The organism is Marinomonas profundimaris (assembly GCF_000508165.1).
Lineage (GTDB): Bacteria > Pseudomonadota > Gammaproteobacteria > Pseudomonadales > Marinomonadaceae > Marinomonas > Marinomonas profundimaris.
Genome location: NZ_AYOZ01000012.1, coordinates 45347 through 61944, shown reverse-complemented (window position 1 = coordinate 61944; position 16598 = coordinate 45347). Strand labels below are relative to the sequence as shown.

The following is a 16598-nucleotide window of genomic DNA, read 5'->3' as shown; positions in this document are numbered from 1 at the left end:
CGCGAACCTGTAACAAAATTACAAGCCTGTGATAGTATCAAATGATAATCACGATCAACTTACGGGATAGATTAAGATGAACAAAAAGACCACCGCCCTTTTCATCCTTGATGGATGGGGATACAGCGAGACTTCTACATCGAACGCCATTGCTGCTGCCAATACTCCAAACTGGGACGCGCTTTGGAAAAACCATCCTCATACTTTAATTAAAACGTCTGGCCTTGCAGTGGGTTTACCTGAAGGCCAAATGGGCAATTCTGAAGTTGGCCATATGAATTTGGGTGCTGGTCGTGTGGTTTATCAGAACTTTACCCGTATTGGAAAAGCCATTGATGATGGCACTTTTTTTGAAAATGAAGCCTTAGTCAATGCCGTTGATAAAGCGGTCGCGGCGAACAAAGCAGTGCATATCCTAGGTTTGTTATCCAATGGGGGTGTTCACAGTCATCATGAGCAAATCATGGCAATGTGCGAAATGGCCGCCAAGCGCGGCGCGAAAGCCATTTATGTTCATGGCTTTACCGATGGGCGGGACACACCACCTCGTTCTGCTCAAACACCGACGGCGGAATTAGAAGCAAAGCTGGCTGAATTAGGCGTAGGTAAGATTGCCACATTGACGGGCCGTTATTATGCAATGGACCGTGATAACCGTTGGGATCGAGTGAAAACGGCTTACGATGCGATTGTGATGGGCAAAGGTCAGTTTCAAGCGGACACTGCGGCGCATGCCATTCAGGCCGCATACGATCGTGATGAAAATGATGAGTTTGTAAAAGCCAGTGTGATTGGTGCGCCAGCACCGGTTCAGGATGGAGACGCTATTATTTTTGCTAACTTCCGCCCAGATCGTGCTCGTCAACTTACTCGAGCCTTTACGGATGCAAATTTTGACGGTTTTGAACGTACGGTTTATCCGAAATTTTCATCCTTTGTCACCTTCACTGAGTTTGCGTCAGACATCAACGCTGACGTTGCGTTTCCGCCGATTGCATTGAGCAATACGCTCGGTGAGGTGTTGGCGAAAAGTGGCAAAAAACAACTTCGCATCGCAGAAACGGAAAAATACGCGCATGTTACTTTCTTCTTCAACGGCGGCGAAGAAGCCTTGTTTGATGGAGAAGAGCGCGAATTGATTCCATCGCCAAATGTCGCTACTTATGATTTGAAACCAGAAATGAGCGCGCCAGAAGTGACAGATAAGCTGGTAGAAGTCATTGAAGCGGGCAAATACGACACCATCATTTGTAACTTCGCCAACGGGGACATGGTCGGACACAGCGGCATTTTTTCTGCGGCCGTACAAGCGGTTGAAGCGGTCGATGCTTGTTTAGGTCGAATTATTGCGGCGTTGAAAGTGAACGGCGGACAATGTTTGATTACTGCGGATCACGGAAACGTAGAGCAAATGTTGAGTGACGACGGTTCTCAGCCTTTGACATCGCATACGATTGGACCTGTTCCATTGGTTCTGTTTACTCCGACAGAAGGTGTTGGCATTAAAGAAGGCGCATTGTGTGATCTTGCACCGACTTTGTTGGATATGATGGGAATGGAAAAACCCGCTGAAATGACGGGTGTGAGCTTGCTCACGCGTGGCTGAGGCTAGGATGACCTTATTGTCTCGTTGTCTTGTTTTGTGTTTTCTCTTGTTGTCCAGCGTTAGCTGGGCGGCAGGTGAACCACAAACTCCGGAGGAAGCGAAGCAGCAGATTCAAACTTTGCAGAAAGATTTGAAGAAGCTGAATGGCTGGCTAAAGGATCTTAAATCTGAGCGATCTGATGTAGAAAATCAGCTTGAAGGTAAAGAAAAAGACATTCAAGAGTTGCTCAAAAAGATCCAAAATATCCAAGACAGTTTGAAAAAGGGAGAAAAACAGCTTGGGGAATTAAGAACCCAGCAGCGATCACTTCAACTCAGTATTCAACAACAAAATGAACAAATAGCCGCCCAATTAAGGGCGGTTTATCGTTCCGGTGATGAAGAAAGCATTAAGTTCTTATTGGACGGCGACCGCTCTGAAGATACTCAGCGTTTGGTGCAATACAATCGTTATTTTTCGAATGCTCGTCAGTCTCTGATTAATGGATTCATTAATGAAGTGAGCGATTTGAATCTGGTGGAAAAAAGCATTCGCAGTCATCGTGCTCAGCAAGCCAGAGAAGAAGTGTTATTAAAAGAAGAGCGCAGTCGACTGACAGGGCAACAAGCAGACCGCCGTAATTTATTGGTCAAATTAGACAAGGACCTTGCCAAGGGCGATAAACGCTCTAAGCAGTTGTTAAAAAATCAGCAAGACTTACAAGAAATGCTCCAGCGTTTAGAAGAGGCTTTGGCGGATGTGCAAATCCCGGATCAAGATGTGCCTTTTTCCTCTCAGCGCGGCAAGTTGGTTCGTCCTTTAAATGTTGTTTCTGCGCTTTCCACGAGCGGCAGTATTAATTTAGGGGGCGTGACGTTGCGTGCGAAAGAAGGCGAACCTGTTCATGCAATATTCCAAGGCCGAGTAGTGTTTTCGGATTGGATGCGAGGGTTTGGTTTTTTACTTATTTTAGACCATGGTGATGGTTACATGTCATTATATGGTTACAATCAGAGCTTACTAAAAGAAGTTGGTGAATGGGTCGGAGCCAACGATACTGTTGCCATGGCAGGCAGTACTGGTGGTCGTCCTGATACGGCTTTATTTTTTGCGATTCGCCATAATGGCACACCACTTAAACCCCTTTCTTGGGTACGTGCTGGTTGATTTACATGACATGCTTAAACCAGCGGCTAGTAAAAAAGTGATAGGAATAAATATGATCAAGATTCTACGTCAGCGAATTCCCTTGGTATTTATGGTGCTATTAGCGACGCCTGTTCTTGCGATAGATACTCAGGATCAATCGACATTGCCCACCGCTGAAATTCAGTCTTTTGTTGAAACCTTTGAAACCATCCGCGAAGGCTATGTGGAAGTCTTGTCTGACGAAGACATTCTTCATAAAGCATTAAAAGGCATGGTGTTAGGGCTTGATCCACATTCAGAGTATTTTACAAAAAATGAATTGGTCGATTTCAATGAACAGACGTCTGGAAACTATGCAGGCATCGGTGTTGAAGTCGAAATGAAAGACAATCATTTGATTATTGTGACACCCGTTGATGCTTCTGCCGCGTCTGAAGCGGGTATTTTACCGGGTGACATCATCGTTAAAATTGACAACACGCTCATCACAGACCTTGGCATGCAGGATATAATAACGCTCATGCGCGGCGAAGTGGGTTCCACCGTGGCATTGGATATTGAACGCGATGGGGAAGTGAAACATTACGAGCTTACGCGTCGCATGGTGGAAGACGATAGTGTGTCCGAAAAATGGTTAGGCGATGGCATTGCCTATTTTCGTATCAGTCAATTCCAAGGTGACAGCGGAAATGAATTTTACCAAGCCATCGATAGATTGAAAAAAGAAGGCGATATTAAAGGGGTTGTTTTAGATTTACGGAATAACCCTGGCGGTGTTTTGCAAAGCGCAGTGAACATCGTTGATGCGTTTATTGATCAAGGCATCATTGTTTACACAAACGGGCGTCATGAGATATCGAAGAGTCAGTTTACGGCAACCAAGAAAAACACCAGGCTGGCGAAGATTCCACTTGTCGTACTCGTGAATGAAGGTTCTGCGTCCGCGTCTGAGATTGTCGCTGGGGCTTTACAGGATCATCAGCGCGCGGTGATCATGGGAACGGAAACGTTTGGTAAAGGCTCGGTGCAAACGGTGGTGCCGCTTTCAAATGGTGATGCCGTGAAATTAACCACCGCGTTGTATTACACGCCAAATGGACGTTCAATCCAAGCGCAAGGTATTACCCCAGACCTTGTTGTGCCTCAAGCGTCTTTGACCTTTGAGAAAGGGCAGTTCATTGTTAAAGAAGCCGAACTTAAAGGACATTTAGGCAATGGTACGGGCGGAAAAGAACGAACCAGTGCCGATGTTAAATCGGATATTGGAGCGCTCGCAAAAAGCGATTTCCAACTTTTTCAGGCGGTTACCATTCTGAAAACTTTGCCTAAGCTAATTCAGAAGCCGTAATTTTTTATTCTATGTATTTTTTTGGTAAGCAGTCGTTTGGTTAATTTTAAAATAGTGTTTGTCGTTATTGGTTTGTTACTGTGTTTGTCTGGATGGGCGAATGAGTCGAATTCCGTGGATACGGCGACAGGTATTGATACATCTGTATTGGTGAATGAAGACGTTGAAGTTGTGCCACTTGACGAGAGTCAGGCCACCGAAAAGGAAGAGCAAACATTTTTTAATGTGCCTGTTGTCCTTCCTGAGCACTTGGGGCCTGTTTTAACCCCTAAAAAACAGACTCATTCTGTGAAAAATACATCGTCACAACCGTCAGATCTTTCTACAAATCCGCACCCTCAAATATTACCAATCGCTCCAATGTTCGATGTTGTGAAGCCTTGGTCGCCAACCATTGTTCCTTTCCTAGACGCGCCAATCGGTCATCTCCCTGAATCTGATACTAAGCCATTACCCGTACTCAAGGTGGAGTCTGAAGAAAAATTGCCTAATAAAGCGGTCGTTCCTGCGACTATTCAGGCCGTTGATGTGCATCCAAAAATGCCAAGAATCGCGATACTTATTGATGATCTTGGTTATAATCGCCAAGGAATGACGTCTTCTTTAGCGTTGCCTAGCGAAGTAGCATTGGCTATTTTGCCAGAAACGCCTTTTGCTCGTGCAACGGCATTGACCGCAAAAGAACAGAAACGCATTACCTTGTTGCATGCTCCAATGGAAAACCAACGTGAATTGAAACTTGGTCCCGGTGGTTTGTACGCCAAGATGACAGAACAAGAGTTAAAGGCGACCTTGAATAAAGATCTAGATGGTTTGCCTGGTATCCAAGGTGTGAATAACCACATGGGCAGTTTGTTAACCACCAAAGAAGACTCGATGAAATGGGTGATGGAAACATTGAAAGGGCGCTCGCTGTTTTTTATAGACAGCTTAACCAGTCCTAAAAGTGTGGCGAGAAAAACGGCACAAGAGTACGGTTTGAAAACGGTCAGTAGGGATGTTTTTTTAGATAATATTCGTACTGAACAGGCAATTGATAAGCAATTCTCTCGTCTTATAAAATTAGCAAAGCGCCACGGAAGTGCTTTGGCAATTGGGCACCCTTATCCAGAAACAATGGCGTATCTTAAAAAACGTCTGCATCATTTAGAGCGAGATGGCGTTCGACTTGTCCACTTATCCGATGTGCTGGTTGTGAGACAGAAAAATATTCAGAGTAAGTAATCTTGAATATTCTGTGTCGATTCAGAGTTTTTTGATAAAAAATCGTAGTTTTTTGCAACTTTTATTTCTTTCTTTGTAATACGTTATAGGTGTTGCCTTATTTCTACTCGTGGGTAGTCTATATACACCGCATCACTTCAGAACGAATCCTTTCTTATCTTGCTCTCACCTAGTGCAGAGAAATTCTCTTAGAAGTATAAAAAACTATATAACCTTTGATTGTTAGTGTTTTATTTTGCCTTTTTACTGCCGTATAGCGTTTTCTTTATGTAATTTGCATTATTTGTACGCACTACTATTGACCAAAGTTTAGTCTAATATTACTGTGTAGCCTCGTAGCGGTGCACATTTTTTGAATAGTTACTGTGAAAGTTCCAAATTATATGCCTTTTGATAAAGGCTAATGTTTTTGGAACGCTTCTTGCTTTTGAATAATAACGATAAAACACAAAACGAGTAGAGGCTTTTCTTATGTCAAATGCGGTTATTAGAAAAACATTAATATCTCTTGCTGTCGCTGGAGCGGCAACACTGGCTCAGGCTGATGTGGTCATCGGTGTAGCAGGTCCACATACTGGTCCTTATGCAGCTTTTGGTGAGCAACTGTGGAAAGGGGCTGAAAAAGCAGCGGCAGATATCAACGCTGCGGGCGGTCTTAAAGGCGAAATGATCAAGCTTGTGAAAGCAGATGATGCCTGTGAGCCAAAACAAGCGGTTTCTGTTGCCAACCGTTTAGTCGATTCCGATGGTGCTTTAGCGGTTGTTGGACATTTCTGTTCTTCTTCGTCTATCCCAGCGTCAAGAATTTATGAAGAAGCGGGCGTGTTAATGGTAACGCCAGCCTCTACAAACCCAACACTTACAGATCAAGGTTTACCAAACGTTTTCCGTGTATGTGGTCGTGATGACCAACAAGGTGACGTAGCGGCAAGCTACATTGTTGACGTTCTTAAAGCAAAACGCGTTGCGGTTATTCACGATAAAGATACTTATGGTAAAGGCCTTGCCGATGCCATGAAGTCGACACTTAACGCGTATGGCGTAAAAGAAGTGATGTATGAAGGTTTGACGCGTGGTGAGAAAGATTTCAACGCGTTGATCACTAAGATTCGTTCTGTTGATGCGGATGTTGTTTATTTTGGTGGCCTTCATTCAGAAGCCGGTCCATTGGTTCGTCAGTTACGTGAGCAAGGATCAAAAGCCATTTTCATCTCTGGTGACGGTATTGTATCGGATGAGTTTGTATCCGTTGCGGGTTCACCTAAATACGTAGACGGTGTACTGATGACATTTGGTGCGCCACCATCTTCTTATCCTTCAGGTAAGAAAGTGATCAAAGAATTCCGTGATAGCGGTTATGAGCCAGAAGGCTATACGCTGTATTCTTACACAGCGATGCAAGTCGTTGCAGCGGCTTTGTCTAATAACAATTTAGATCCTGTAAAAGGTTCTGAGTGGTTGAAGTCTCATTCTGTTAATACCGTAATGGGTAAGAAAGACTTTGATGACAAAGGTGATTTGACGGTTTCAGATTACGTTATGTATGAGTGGGATGCTCAAGGTAAATATCATCAAGTAAACTAATTTCATTTAGTTTAATTTACTTGTTTACTGGCGCAAGGACGGTGCTGGTAAACAAGCCCTCTCTATTAAAAAATCCCCACGAGGTCTTACGATGGATATCGTTCTCCAGCAGCTGGTAAACGGTCTTACCCTTGGTTCTGTTTACGGACTCATTGCGATCGGTTACACCATGGTATACGGCATTATTGGCATGATTAACTTTGCCCATGGCGATGTTTACATGGTGTCTGCTTATATCACGGCAATTGCAATTGCCCTTTTAACTTTTTTCGGTATCGAATCTTTTCCCATCATTATTATAGGTACGTTATTTTTAACGGTTGCTGTGACAGGCGCTTATGGTTGGGTGATTGAGCGTATTGCATACCGTCCACTACGAAACTCTAGTCGCCTTTCTGTACTGATCTCGGCGATTGGTATGTCTCTTATTTTACAAAACTATGTACAGCTTAGTCAGGGTGCGAACCAACAAGGTGTTCCGACGCTTTTGACGGGCGCGATTCGCTTTACTGTGGGTGATGGTTTTGTGCAAATTACCTATATGAAACTGCTCATTTTGTTCATCTCTCTTCTTGGGATGGGCGTATTAACGTATGTCATTCAAAAAACAAAATTAGGCCGTATGTGTCGTGCGACTCAGCAAGACCGTAAAATGGCGTCTATTTTGGGCATAGACACAGATAAAGTAATTTCGACAGTATTTGTTATCGGCGCCATGATGGCGGCTTTGGCAGGTGTTTTGGTGACATTAGATTACGGTGCATTTGATTTTTACGTCGGGTTTATTATTGGTATTAAAGCCTTTACGGCCGCAGTATTAGGCGGAATTGGTTCTTTGCCTGGCGCCATGTTGGGTGGACTGATTCTTGGTTTGTCAGAAGCCTTGTTTGCTGGATTGATCAGCTCTGACTATAAAGATGTGTTCTCTTTCTCTTTATTAGTCCTCATTTTGATAATTCGCCCAAGTGGCCTTCTCGGCAAACCTGAAGTGGAGAAAGTATAAATGAGCCAATCCGTAGGAATAAATTTTAAGAAAAGCAGTATTGATGCCTTGGTCGCTGGTTTTTTAGCGCTCATCTTGTTTGGCCCTATTGTTGGGGTGCTACTTGATGGTTATGGATTCAGTGCTGAGTTTGGGCGAGTGGCCTGGATGGTTGCAATTGTTGTTGTTGGGCGTTTTGTTATGTCCTGCTTTTTTCAGACTGAAAAGGGCGTGGCAATGGCATTTCGTTATGCAAATAACGATGAAGGCGCCACGGTTTTATCTCCTAATCATAAATCGAAAATGGTCTGGATTATCCCTCTGGTGATTTTGGTTGGTCTTTTGGTGCCGTTTGTCGCGTCGAAGTACGTATTAACCGTGGTCATTCTTGGTTTGATCTATGTACTTTTGGGTCTTGGCTTAAACATCGTGGTTGGTTTGGCTGGCTTATTGGATCTAGGCTTTGTTGGTTTCTATGCCATTGGTGCTTATGGTTTGGCGCTGGGTTATGAAAACTTAGGACTGGGTTTCTGGTCAATGTTGCCTATTGCGGCGTTATTAGCGGCGTTTGCGGGGGCGATTCTAGGTTTCCCTGTATTGCGAATGCATGGGGATTATTTGGCGATTGTGACCTTGGGTTTTGGGGAGATCATTCGTCTGATTCTCACTAACTGGGCTTCATTCACCCATGGGCCGAATGGAGTGTCTGCACCATTACCGACCTTGTTTGGTTTGGAGTTTAAGCGACGGTCAAAAGACGGCGAAACCTTCCATGAATTTTTCAATCTTCCGTATGATTCTGCTTATAAATACATGTTCATTTATTTGATTCTGTTCGCAGTGGTATGGGCCGTGCTGTTCATCAAGCATCGTTTAGTGAAAATGCCAATAGGTCGTGCTTGGGAGGCGCTTCGTGAAGATGAAGTGGCGTGCCGCTCACTTGGCTTGAACCATGTTTTAGTGAAGCTTTCTGCCTTCATGCTAGGCGCGTCTACTGGCGGCTTAGCCGGTGTGTTTTTTGCCACTTACCAAGGCTTTGTGAATCCATCCTCGTTTACCTTCTTCGAATCTGCATTAATTCTAGCCATCGTGGTGTTGGGTGGAATGGGCTCAACATTAGGGGTCGTAATCGCCGCTTTCTGTTTGACGGTTCTGCCTGAGATGTTGAGAGAGTTCGCTGAATACCGAGTTCTGATGTTTGGTATTTTGATGGTGGTTATGATGATTTGGAAACCTCGAGGTATTGTTCGTGTAACACGAACTGGTTTTGCAGCGAGAAAAGGGGCAGTAAAATGAGCCAAGAAAATATTCTAAAAGTTGAAAACTTGGTGATGCATTTTGGTGGTATTAAGGCGCTTAATGACGTGACCTTTGATATCAAGCGCGGCTCGGTGTCAGCATTGATCGGACCAAATGGCGCAGGGAAAACGACGGTGTTTAACTGTCTTACCGGTTTCTATAAAGCGACAGGTGGTAAAATTGTGCTGTCGGCAGCAGGCAAAGAAACCAGTATTATTAAAGTATTGGGCGAACCGTTTCAGGTCTCGGATTTCTTTTCTCCGATCGCTTTTTTTGGGCGCCTTAAATACAAAATGTTTGGTGGTTCTCATTTGGTGAATCGCGCTGGCTTGTCTCGTACTTTCCAAAACATTCGCTTGTTCAAAGAAATGTCGGTGGTGGAAAACTTATTGGTTGCTCAGCATATGCGAGTAAACCGTAGTTTGATATCAGGTATTTTGAATACCAAGGCGTATCAAAAATCCGAAGAAGAAGCATTAGAGCGGGTTTTCTATTGGTTGGGCGTGGTGGATCTTGTGGATTCCGCTAACCGTTTGGCTGGTGAACTTTCTTATGGTCAGCAGCGTCGCTTAGAAATCGCTCGTGCCATGTGTACGAACCCTGAAATTGTTTGCCTAGACGAACCGGCGGCGGGATTAAATCCTTCCGAAACGGAAGCGCTTACTAAAATGATTCGAGTGTTGCGTGATGAACACAATACAACCGTATTATTGATCGAGCATGACATGGGAATGGTCATGGATATTTCAGACTATATTGTTGTGCTGGATCATGGTGAAGTGATTGCAAAAGGTGGCCCTGATGACATTAAGAACAACCCAAAAGTGATTGCGGCGTATCTTGGTGCAGAAGAAGACGAAGAGGTGACCCTATGACATCTTTGATGGAGTTTAAAGAGGTTGATGTCCATTACGGGCCAATCCAAGCGTTAAAGAAAGTCTCTTTGACGGTGAATGAAGGTGAAATTGTTACCTTGATTGGTGCCAATGGTGCGGGTAAATCCACGCTATTGATGTCTATTTTTGGTCAGCCAAGAATTTCGTCTGGTGAGATCATTTATCGTGGTGAGGATATTTCGCAAAAATCCGCGCACTATGTTGCGTCGAATGGACTGGCTCAATCGCCAGAAGGGCGACGTATTTTTCCAAGCATGTCAGTGGAAGAAAACCTTTTAATGGGGACAATTCCAATCGGTATGGACCATGCTGAAGAAGACATGCAGCGGATGTTTGAGTTGTTTCCTCGGTTGCTTGAGCGACGCAATCAGCGGGCCTCGACCATGTCAGGTGGTGAGCAGCAAATGCTGGCCATTGGCCGTGCATTAATGAGTCGTCCAAAGCTATTGTTGTTGGATGAGCCGAGTTTAGGGCTTGCACCTATTATCGTGAAGCAGATTTTTCAAATATTAAGAGATGTTGCGAGCTCGGGGATGACAATCTTCCTTGTCGAGCAAAACGCGAACCACGCTCTTAAACTGGCAAATCGTGGCTATGTGATGGTGAATGGTGAAATACGCATGACAGGTTCAGGGCAAGAATTACTGGTGAACCCAGAAGTACGCGAAGCGTATTTGGGTGGCCACTAACCTAGTGTAATACGTAATTTCCCTTAGTTTTGCTTAGTTATAAAAGCGGCGTTTCATTTATACATTTAATGAAGCGCCGTTTTTTTTATTGCTGTGGATAAAAAGGCGGTTTTGCACAGAAAGTGCGATAAATACCGTGATAAAGCGAGCAATGGATCATTAGGCTCTAAAAAGTGTGTCCGTCAAAATGTCACGGACTTGTGAAGGCTGGGCGGCTTCTCCAAGTGAAGCATTGAAAATGGCATCAACTTTGTCTCCAAAGTAAGCACACACTTCCTCTACACTCATGGCTGGCGGCAATCCGGCAGGATTGGCTGAGGTAGACACAATAACACCTTGAAACGCCGCACAGAGACGCTGCACTGGCTTGTGTTGTGAGAGCCTTATCGCCACGCTTTGATGGTCGCCTCTTATCCAGGTTGGGGTGATTGTTGTGTCTGGTACAACCCAAGACGTCGGTATTTGATTTTGACTAATTAAACGCTGTGCCGAGTCATTGTCGAGTGCATTACACCAAGGCAAAAGTTCTGCTTGGGCGCCTGCAACAAGGATGAGCCCTTTCGATTCTGGTCGTGATTTTAACGATAAAATACGGCGTACTGCTGATTCATTAAAAGGGTCACAGCCCAATCCCCAAACCGCTTCCGTAGGATAAGCAATAATGCCACCTTCTCGTATGATGTTGGCAAGTTCGGTTTCAGAGGTGATAAGACGCATAAAAATAAAGGCTCGAATGGCGGTGGGTGCGATAAACGCAGAAGATTGTAGCGGGATTTTTAGGGAGGAGCTAGCAGGTATTCCTTGCTATTTGTTAGGTGAAACTAAACACCCAGACCAATAAGAAGGAACGCCTGCTGCAAGTCAAAACAGTCTTATTTCATTGCTTCGATCTTTTCTTTGATTTCATTTATCTTGCTATTAACCACTTTTTCTAAATGATCAAGTTCTTTGACTAAATCTTCTTTTGTGATTTTTACTTCATGTTGTCTACCAACAATTTTTTCTAGTTCTTCCATTGCTCGCAATACAATAAGAGAAGGCTCTTGCACTTGGCGGTAGGTTTGTTGTCCACCGTCTGCTAATACTGTTTTTGTTGAGCGACCAAATTTGAATTTTTTGCTCTTAGGCAGTAAAGAACCTTTTTCACGACGGTAATAGATTTTTAAGACGTCATGACCGCCTTCGAAGCGTAATGTGAATTTCTCAATGTCCTGTATGCTTGTGATACCCATGGACTGAAGTGTTGGATACATAACAGTTTTCCCGTTTTATTAATGATCATTCAATAGACATTAATTAGTAGGGGATTGTGGCATTAAAAGCAAGTCAAAAATAAACGAAAGCTGAGATAGTGCAGGCAAGTCGTGAATAGCCTTACCTGCACTATTATTTTCCACGCAATACGTGATTAATCTTCGTCTTGTTCAGCGTGATCAATGTTTAACTCTTTGATTTTACGCGTTAACGTGTTGCGTCCCCAGCCCAGCAAAAGAGACGCATCTCGACGACGTCCACCGGTATGAGCCAATGCGGTTTCAATCATAATGCGCTCGAATTTTGGTACCGCTTGATCAAGAATGCCTTTTTGTCCGGTGGCAAGTGTACTGTCTACCCAGTTTTTCAGTGCTTCTTCCCAAGAAGAGAAAGGCTGCTCGTGAGGTATGGTAGAGAGTAATTCTGGTGGTAAATCTTCTACCAATACTTCTCGACCTGATGCCATGACAATCAACCAGCGGCAAGTGTTTTCCAGTTGGCGTACGTTGCCTGGCCATTCTAGTTGAGTCAGGTAGTTTTCGGTTTCTTTTGTCAGTAGTTTGGGTTCTACAGAAAGCTCATCTGCCGCTCGACTTAAGAAATGGCGCGCCAATTTCGGAATGTCTTCACGACGTTCTGCTAACTTAGGCAAATGAATGCGAATAACGTTAAGGCGGTGGAATAAATCTTCGCGGAACGACCCCTTTTGTACTAAATTTTCTAGGTTTTGATGTGTTGCTGCGATGATACGAACATCCACTTTTACGGGGATGTGGCCACCGACACGATAGAACTCACCATCTGCTAGAACACGTAAAAGCCGAGTTTGAGTTTCGGCAGGCATGTCCCCAATTTCATCCAAAAATAGGGTGCCGCCATTGGCCTGTTCGAAGCGACCACGGCGTTGAGTGTTCGCGCCAGTGAAAGCGCCTTTTTCATGGCCGAAGAGTTCAGATTCGATTAAGTCATGTGGAATCGCGGCCATATTAAGAGCGATAAAAGGGTTGGCGGCGCGTGGGCTGTGTGTGTGCAATGCTTGAGCGACTAACTCTTTACCAGTACCCGATTCGCCGTTAATCAATACGGTAATGTTTGAATTAGCAAGGCGACCAATCGCACGAAAGACTTCTTGCATTGCAGGTGCTTCACCGATGATCTCTTTATCGACTTGCGGTTCGTTTTCTTCTTCCATGTCGTCGGTAGTGGGGCGTGCATTTTTATGATGCAACATGGCGCGTTTAACTAAACTTACGGCTTCTTCTACATCAAACGGCTTGGGTAAATACTCAAAAGCCCCTCCTTGATAAGACGCCACCGCACTTTCAAGATCAGAGTGTGCTGTCATGATGATGACAGGTAGATACGGGTGATCTTTTTGTAGTTTTTCAAGCAGCGCTAAGCCATCCATTCCTGGCATGCGAATATCACTGATGATGGCGCTTGGTTGTTCTTTGTCCAGCATGTGGACTAGGTTTTCAGCTGAATCGAACAAGCGGCATTGGATGCCTTCTTGCTCTAATGTTTTCTCTAATACCCAGCGAATAGAACGATCGTCGTCAACAATCCATACGGTTTCTTCTGGTGTCATGCGTGTTTCTCCTGGTCTTGGACTGTCGTCTCGATGGGAATTAAGATATTAAATTCGGTTTTTTTAGGGTAACTGTTGCACTCAACAATCCCGTGGTGCTGATGAATCACGGATTGTGCAATGGAAAGGCCCAGGCCTGTTCCATCTGCTCGACCACTCACCATGGGGTAAAATAATGTTTTTAGGATGGCTTCAGGAATCCCTGGCCCATTGTCAATAATACTGATTTTGCAGACCAGTCTGTGTCGCTTGGAGCCAATGGTGAACTGGCGTAATGTACGAGTGACCATTTGGATGCTTTTATGATGGTTGTCTTCATCTTCCATCAGGGCTTGCATGGCGTTTCTTGTGATGTTGAGTAGCGCTTGTATTAGCTGTGATTCGTCGCCAATTAGGTCTGGAATACTGGGGTCATAGTCCCGAATTAATTGAATCTGATTGTCCGTTTCAACAAAAATAAGTTGTCTAACCCGTTCTAACACTTTGTGTATGTTCAGCGGTTTGATTTTTGGTAGTTGTCTTGGACCTAATAGTCGGTCAACAAGGTCGCGCAAACGGTCTGATTCTTCAATGATGACTTGTGTGTAATCATTGAGAGCTTCGTCGGTAAAAGCACGACTAATCAGTTGCGCGGCGCCACGTATACCGCCTAATGGGTTTTTAATTTCGTGAGCGAGACCGCGTACCAGTTCTTTACTGGTTTCATGATTCGCGATGATCTCGTCTTCTTGCGAGATGCGCTTCATTCTGTCTCGTGGGTATAGCTCTATAATCAGGCTTTCTGTGTTGTTCGAAGTGCCCATTATTGGTGTGACGGTGTAGTCACAGAAAATTTTTCTATTACTGGTGCACTCTATTTCGGCTTCACGTTTGGTAAAAGGGTGTCCTGATTCTATGGCCGATTGCAGTGCTTCAATGCTGTCTGCGCTTTCTCGAAAAGCGGCACTTAAGCCATGACCATAAATTCGACGGCGACTGACCGCAAGTAGCATTTCAGCAGCCGGATTTAAATACTCAATCTCAAGCTTGTCATTCAGCTGAACAACAGCAGTGGATAAATGGTCGATTAATAAGCTATACACAGCATGCGCCTCTCTATACTCCTGCTTTTATTATTCCTTGGGCTAATGGTTGCAAAAAGCGAACCAACATCGGGCGATCAGAACTCGCTTGTTTATTAAGGTTTTTGTCTGTGTGAAAAAGTGTCTTGCACAATTATAGTGCATGGGGTTGTCGTGGTGGTGTTTAAATTCGTGCATGAAAAAGGTAGAGCAAAAAAAAGCCTCGATTTGCATCGAGGCTTTTTTGTGTTTATTTAGCGATTTTGAAATTAAACGCTGTAATAAAGTTCGAACTCAAGTGGGTGAGTCGTTGTAGAAATACGTAACGCTTCGGCAGATTTAAGGTCGATGTAAGCATCAATCATGTCATCAGAGAATACGCCGCCTTGAGTCAAGAATGCGCGATCTTCGTCTAGGCACTTAAGTGCTTCTTCTAAGCTACCAGCAACTTGAGGGATTGCCGCTGCTTCTTCAGCTGGAAGGTCGTACAAATCTTTATCTGCTGCATCGCCAGGGTGAATTTTGTTTTTGATGCCGTCAAGGCCAGCCATCAACATAGCGGAAAATGCTAGGTATGGGTTAGCGGTTGGATCAGGGAAACGCGCTTCAATACGTTTGCCTTTAGGGCTTGCAACGTATGGGATACGAATAGAAGCAGAACGGTTACGAGCTGAGTAAGCCAACATAACTGGAGCTTCAAAACCTGGAACAAGACGCTTGTATGAGTTTGTTGATGCGTTTGTGAATGCATTCAACGCTTTAGCGTGCTTGATGATGCCACCGATGTAGAACAACGCCATTTCTGAAAGGCCGGCGTATAAATCACCAGCGAATTGGTTTTCACCGTTTTTCCAGAAAGATTGGTGAACATGCATGCCAGAACCGTTATCGCCAACGATTGGCTTAGGCATAAATGTCGCTGTTTTACCGTAAGCGTGAGCTACGTTATGTACACAGTATTTAAGAATTTGAACTTCATCTGCTTTCTTAACCAGTGTGTTGAATTTAGCACCGATTTCATTCTGACCGGCCGTTGCTACTTCGTGGTGATGAACTTCGATAACCAAGCCCATTGTTTCCATTGCGCCACACATTGCAGCACGAAGGTCATGATGGGAGTCAACTGGTGGTACTGGGAAGTAGCCGCCTTTAACGAAAGGACGGTGACCCATGTTGCCACCTTCGATTTTCTTGTTAGAAGACCAAGCTGCTTCTTCAGCATTGATTTCAACAGAACAACCTGACATGTCAGTTTTCCAACGAACATCATCAAAGATGAAGAATTCAGGCTCTGGACCAAAGAATGCTGTATCACCAAGACCGGTTGATTTTAGAAACTCTTCAGCGCGAAGAGCAACAGAGCGTGGGTCACGGTCATAGCCTTGCATTGTAGAAGGTTCAATGATGTTACAGCGAACAATAATGGTTGGCTCTTCAGTGAAAGGGTCGATAATTGCTGTATCGTCCTGTGGCATCATGATCATGTCGGATTCATTAATGCCTTTCCAGCCAGCGATGGAAGAACCATCAAACATTTGACCGTTTTCAAAAAATTCTTCATCTACCGTAATAGCTGGAATAGATACGTGTTGTTCTTTACCTTTAAAATCGGTAAAGCGAAGGTCAACCCACTTCGCGTCATGCTCAGCAATCAAGGCAAGGGTCTTGTTTGACATAGTCGTTCTCCAGTCGTAGTTAAAGCGAAATTATTTTTCGTTGTATAAAGGTACTTTAATATTTAATACAAAGCGCCATTTGTCGAGTTTTTAACAAACAATAAGTAAGCACAACTTGTGCCAGAATTTTGTGCGGTCATATAATTTCATACATAACAGTAAGATAGGCGCCGTTGTATGATTTTCGTGCCCCATAAAAACCAGAGAAAGGCTTTATGAAAACATAAATGCACCATTTTGGTTCGATATATATTCAATCTGT

The 16598-nt window shown here is 44.1% G+C and carries 14 protein-coding genes; 9 read left to right on the top strand and 5 right to left on the bottom strand.

What is annotated here, in order from left to right:
- Positions 1 to 76: 76 nt before the first annotated feature.
- From gpmI to D104_RS26460, 9 genes are all read left to right on the top strand, one after another.
- Positions 77 to 1606 carry a 2,3-bisphosphoglycerate-independent phosphoglycerate mutase gene (gene gpmI / locus D104_RS26500; protein ID WP_024023671.1) on the top strand — a complete coding sequence of 510 codons (1530 nt, stop codon included), beginning with the start codon at positions 77 to 79 and terminating at the stop codon, positions 1604 to 1606.
- Positions 1607 to 1613: 7 nt separating this feature from the next.
- The gene (locus tag D104_RS26495; RefSeq protein ID WP_024023670.1) at positions 1614 to 2753 is read left to right on the top strand and encodes a murein hydrolase activator EnvC family protein; all 1140 of its coding nucleotides are present in this window, start codon (positions 1614 to 1616) and stop codon (positions 2751 to 2753) included.
- A 52-nt stretch (positions 2754 to 2805) separates the two neighbouring features.
- Positions 2806 to 4083 carry a S41 family peptidase gene (locus D104_RS26490; RefSeq protein ID WP_024023669.1) on the top strand — a complete coding sequence of 426 codons (1278 nt, stop codon included), beginning with the start codon at positions 2806 to 2808 and terminating at the stop codon, positions 4081 to 4083.
- Positions 4084 to 4119: 36 nt separating this feature from the next.
- Positions 4120 to 5307: a divergent polysaccharide deacetylase family protein gene (locus D104_RS36975; protein WP_084546008.1), complete on the top strand. Its 1188-nt coding sequence runs from the start codon at positions 4120 to 4122 to the stop codon at positions 5305 to 5307.
- A 471-nt stretch (positions 5308 to 5778) separates the two neighbouring features.
- Positions 5779 to 6891: a branched-chain amino acid ABC transporter substrate-binding protein gene (locus tag D104_RS26480; RefSeq protein WP_024023667.1), complete on the top strand. Its 1113-nt coding sequence runs from the start codon at positions 5779 to 5781 to the stop codon at positions 6889 to 6891.
- A gap of 91 nt (positions 6892 to 6982) precedes the next feature.
- Complete coding sequence (locus tag D104_RS26475) at positions 6983 to 7894, top strand: ABC transporter permease subunit (protein ID WP_024023666.1); 912 nt, start codon at positions 6983 to 6985, stop codon at positions 7892 to 7894.
- Complete coding sequence (gene livM, locus D104_RS26470) at positions 7895 to 9169, top strand: high-affinity branched-chain amino acid ABC transporter permease LivM (RefSeq protein ID WP_024023665.1); 1275 nt, start codon at positions 7895 to 7897, stop codon at positions 9167 to 9169.
- Positions 9166 to 10047, top strand: coding sequence for an ABC transporter ATP-binding protein (locus D104_RS26465; RefSeq protein WP_024023664.1), 882 nt, complete (start codon positions 9166 to 9168; stop codon positions 10045 to 10047). Before livM ends, D104_RS26465 begins: the two co-directional genes overlap by 4 nt.
- Positions 10044 to 10757 carry an ABC transporter ATP-binding protein gene (locus tag D104_RS26460; RefSeq protein ID WP_024023663.1) on the top strand — a complete coding sequence of 238 codons (714 nt, stop codon included), beginning with the start codon at positions 10044 to 10046 and terminating at the stop codon, positions 10755 to 10757. The genes D104_RS26465 and D104_RS26460 overlap by 4 nt, the downstream gene beginning before the upstream one ends.
- Positions 10758 to 10916: 159 nt before the next feature.
- Here the strand turns inward: D104_RS26460 and D104_RS26455 are convergent, their stop codons facing one another.
- The 5 genes from D104_RS26455 to glnA form a co-directional block, all read right to left on the bottom strand.
- Positions 10917 to 11474 carry an L-threonylcarbamoyladenylate synthase gene (locus D104_RS26455; protein WP_024023662.1) on the bottom strand — a complete coding sequence of 186 codons (558 nt, stop codon included), beginning with the start codon at positions 11472 to 11474 and terminating at the stop codon, positions 10917 to 10919.
- A 155-nt stretch (positions 11475 to 11629) separates the two neighbouring features.
- Positions 11630 to 12010, bottom strand: coding sequence for a DUF3461 family protein (locus tag D104_RS26450; RefSeq protein WP_024023661.1), 381 nt, complete (start codon positions 12008 to 12010; stop codon positions 11630 to 11632).
- A gap of 155 nt (positions 12011 to 12165) precedes the next feature.
- Positions 12166 to 13599: a nitrogen regulation protein NR(I) gene (ntrC, locus tag D104_RS26445; RefSeq protein WP_024023660.1), complete on the bottom strand. Its 1434-nt coding sequence runs from the start codon at positions 13597 to 13599 to the stop codon at positions 12166 to 12168.
- The gene (glnL, locus tag D104_RS26440) at positions 13596 to 14681 is read right to left on the bottom strand and encodes a nitrogen regulation protein NR(II) (protein ID WP_024023659.1); all 1086 of its coding nucleotides are present in this window, start codon (positions 14679 to 14681) and stop codon (positions 13596 to 13598) included. The genes ntrC and glnL overlap by 4 nt, the downstream gene beginning before the upstream one ends.
- Before the next feature lie 248 nt (positions 14682 to 14929).
- On the bottom strand, positions 14930 to 16336 hold the full coding sequence (glnA, locus tag D104_RS26435; protein ID WP_024023658.1) for a glutamate--ammonia ligase: 1407 nt from the start codon (positions 16334 to 16336) through the stop codon (positions 14930 to 14932).
- Between the last annotated feature and the right edge of the window lie 262 nt (positions 16337 to 16598).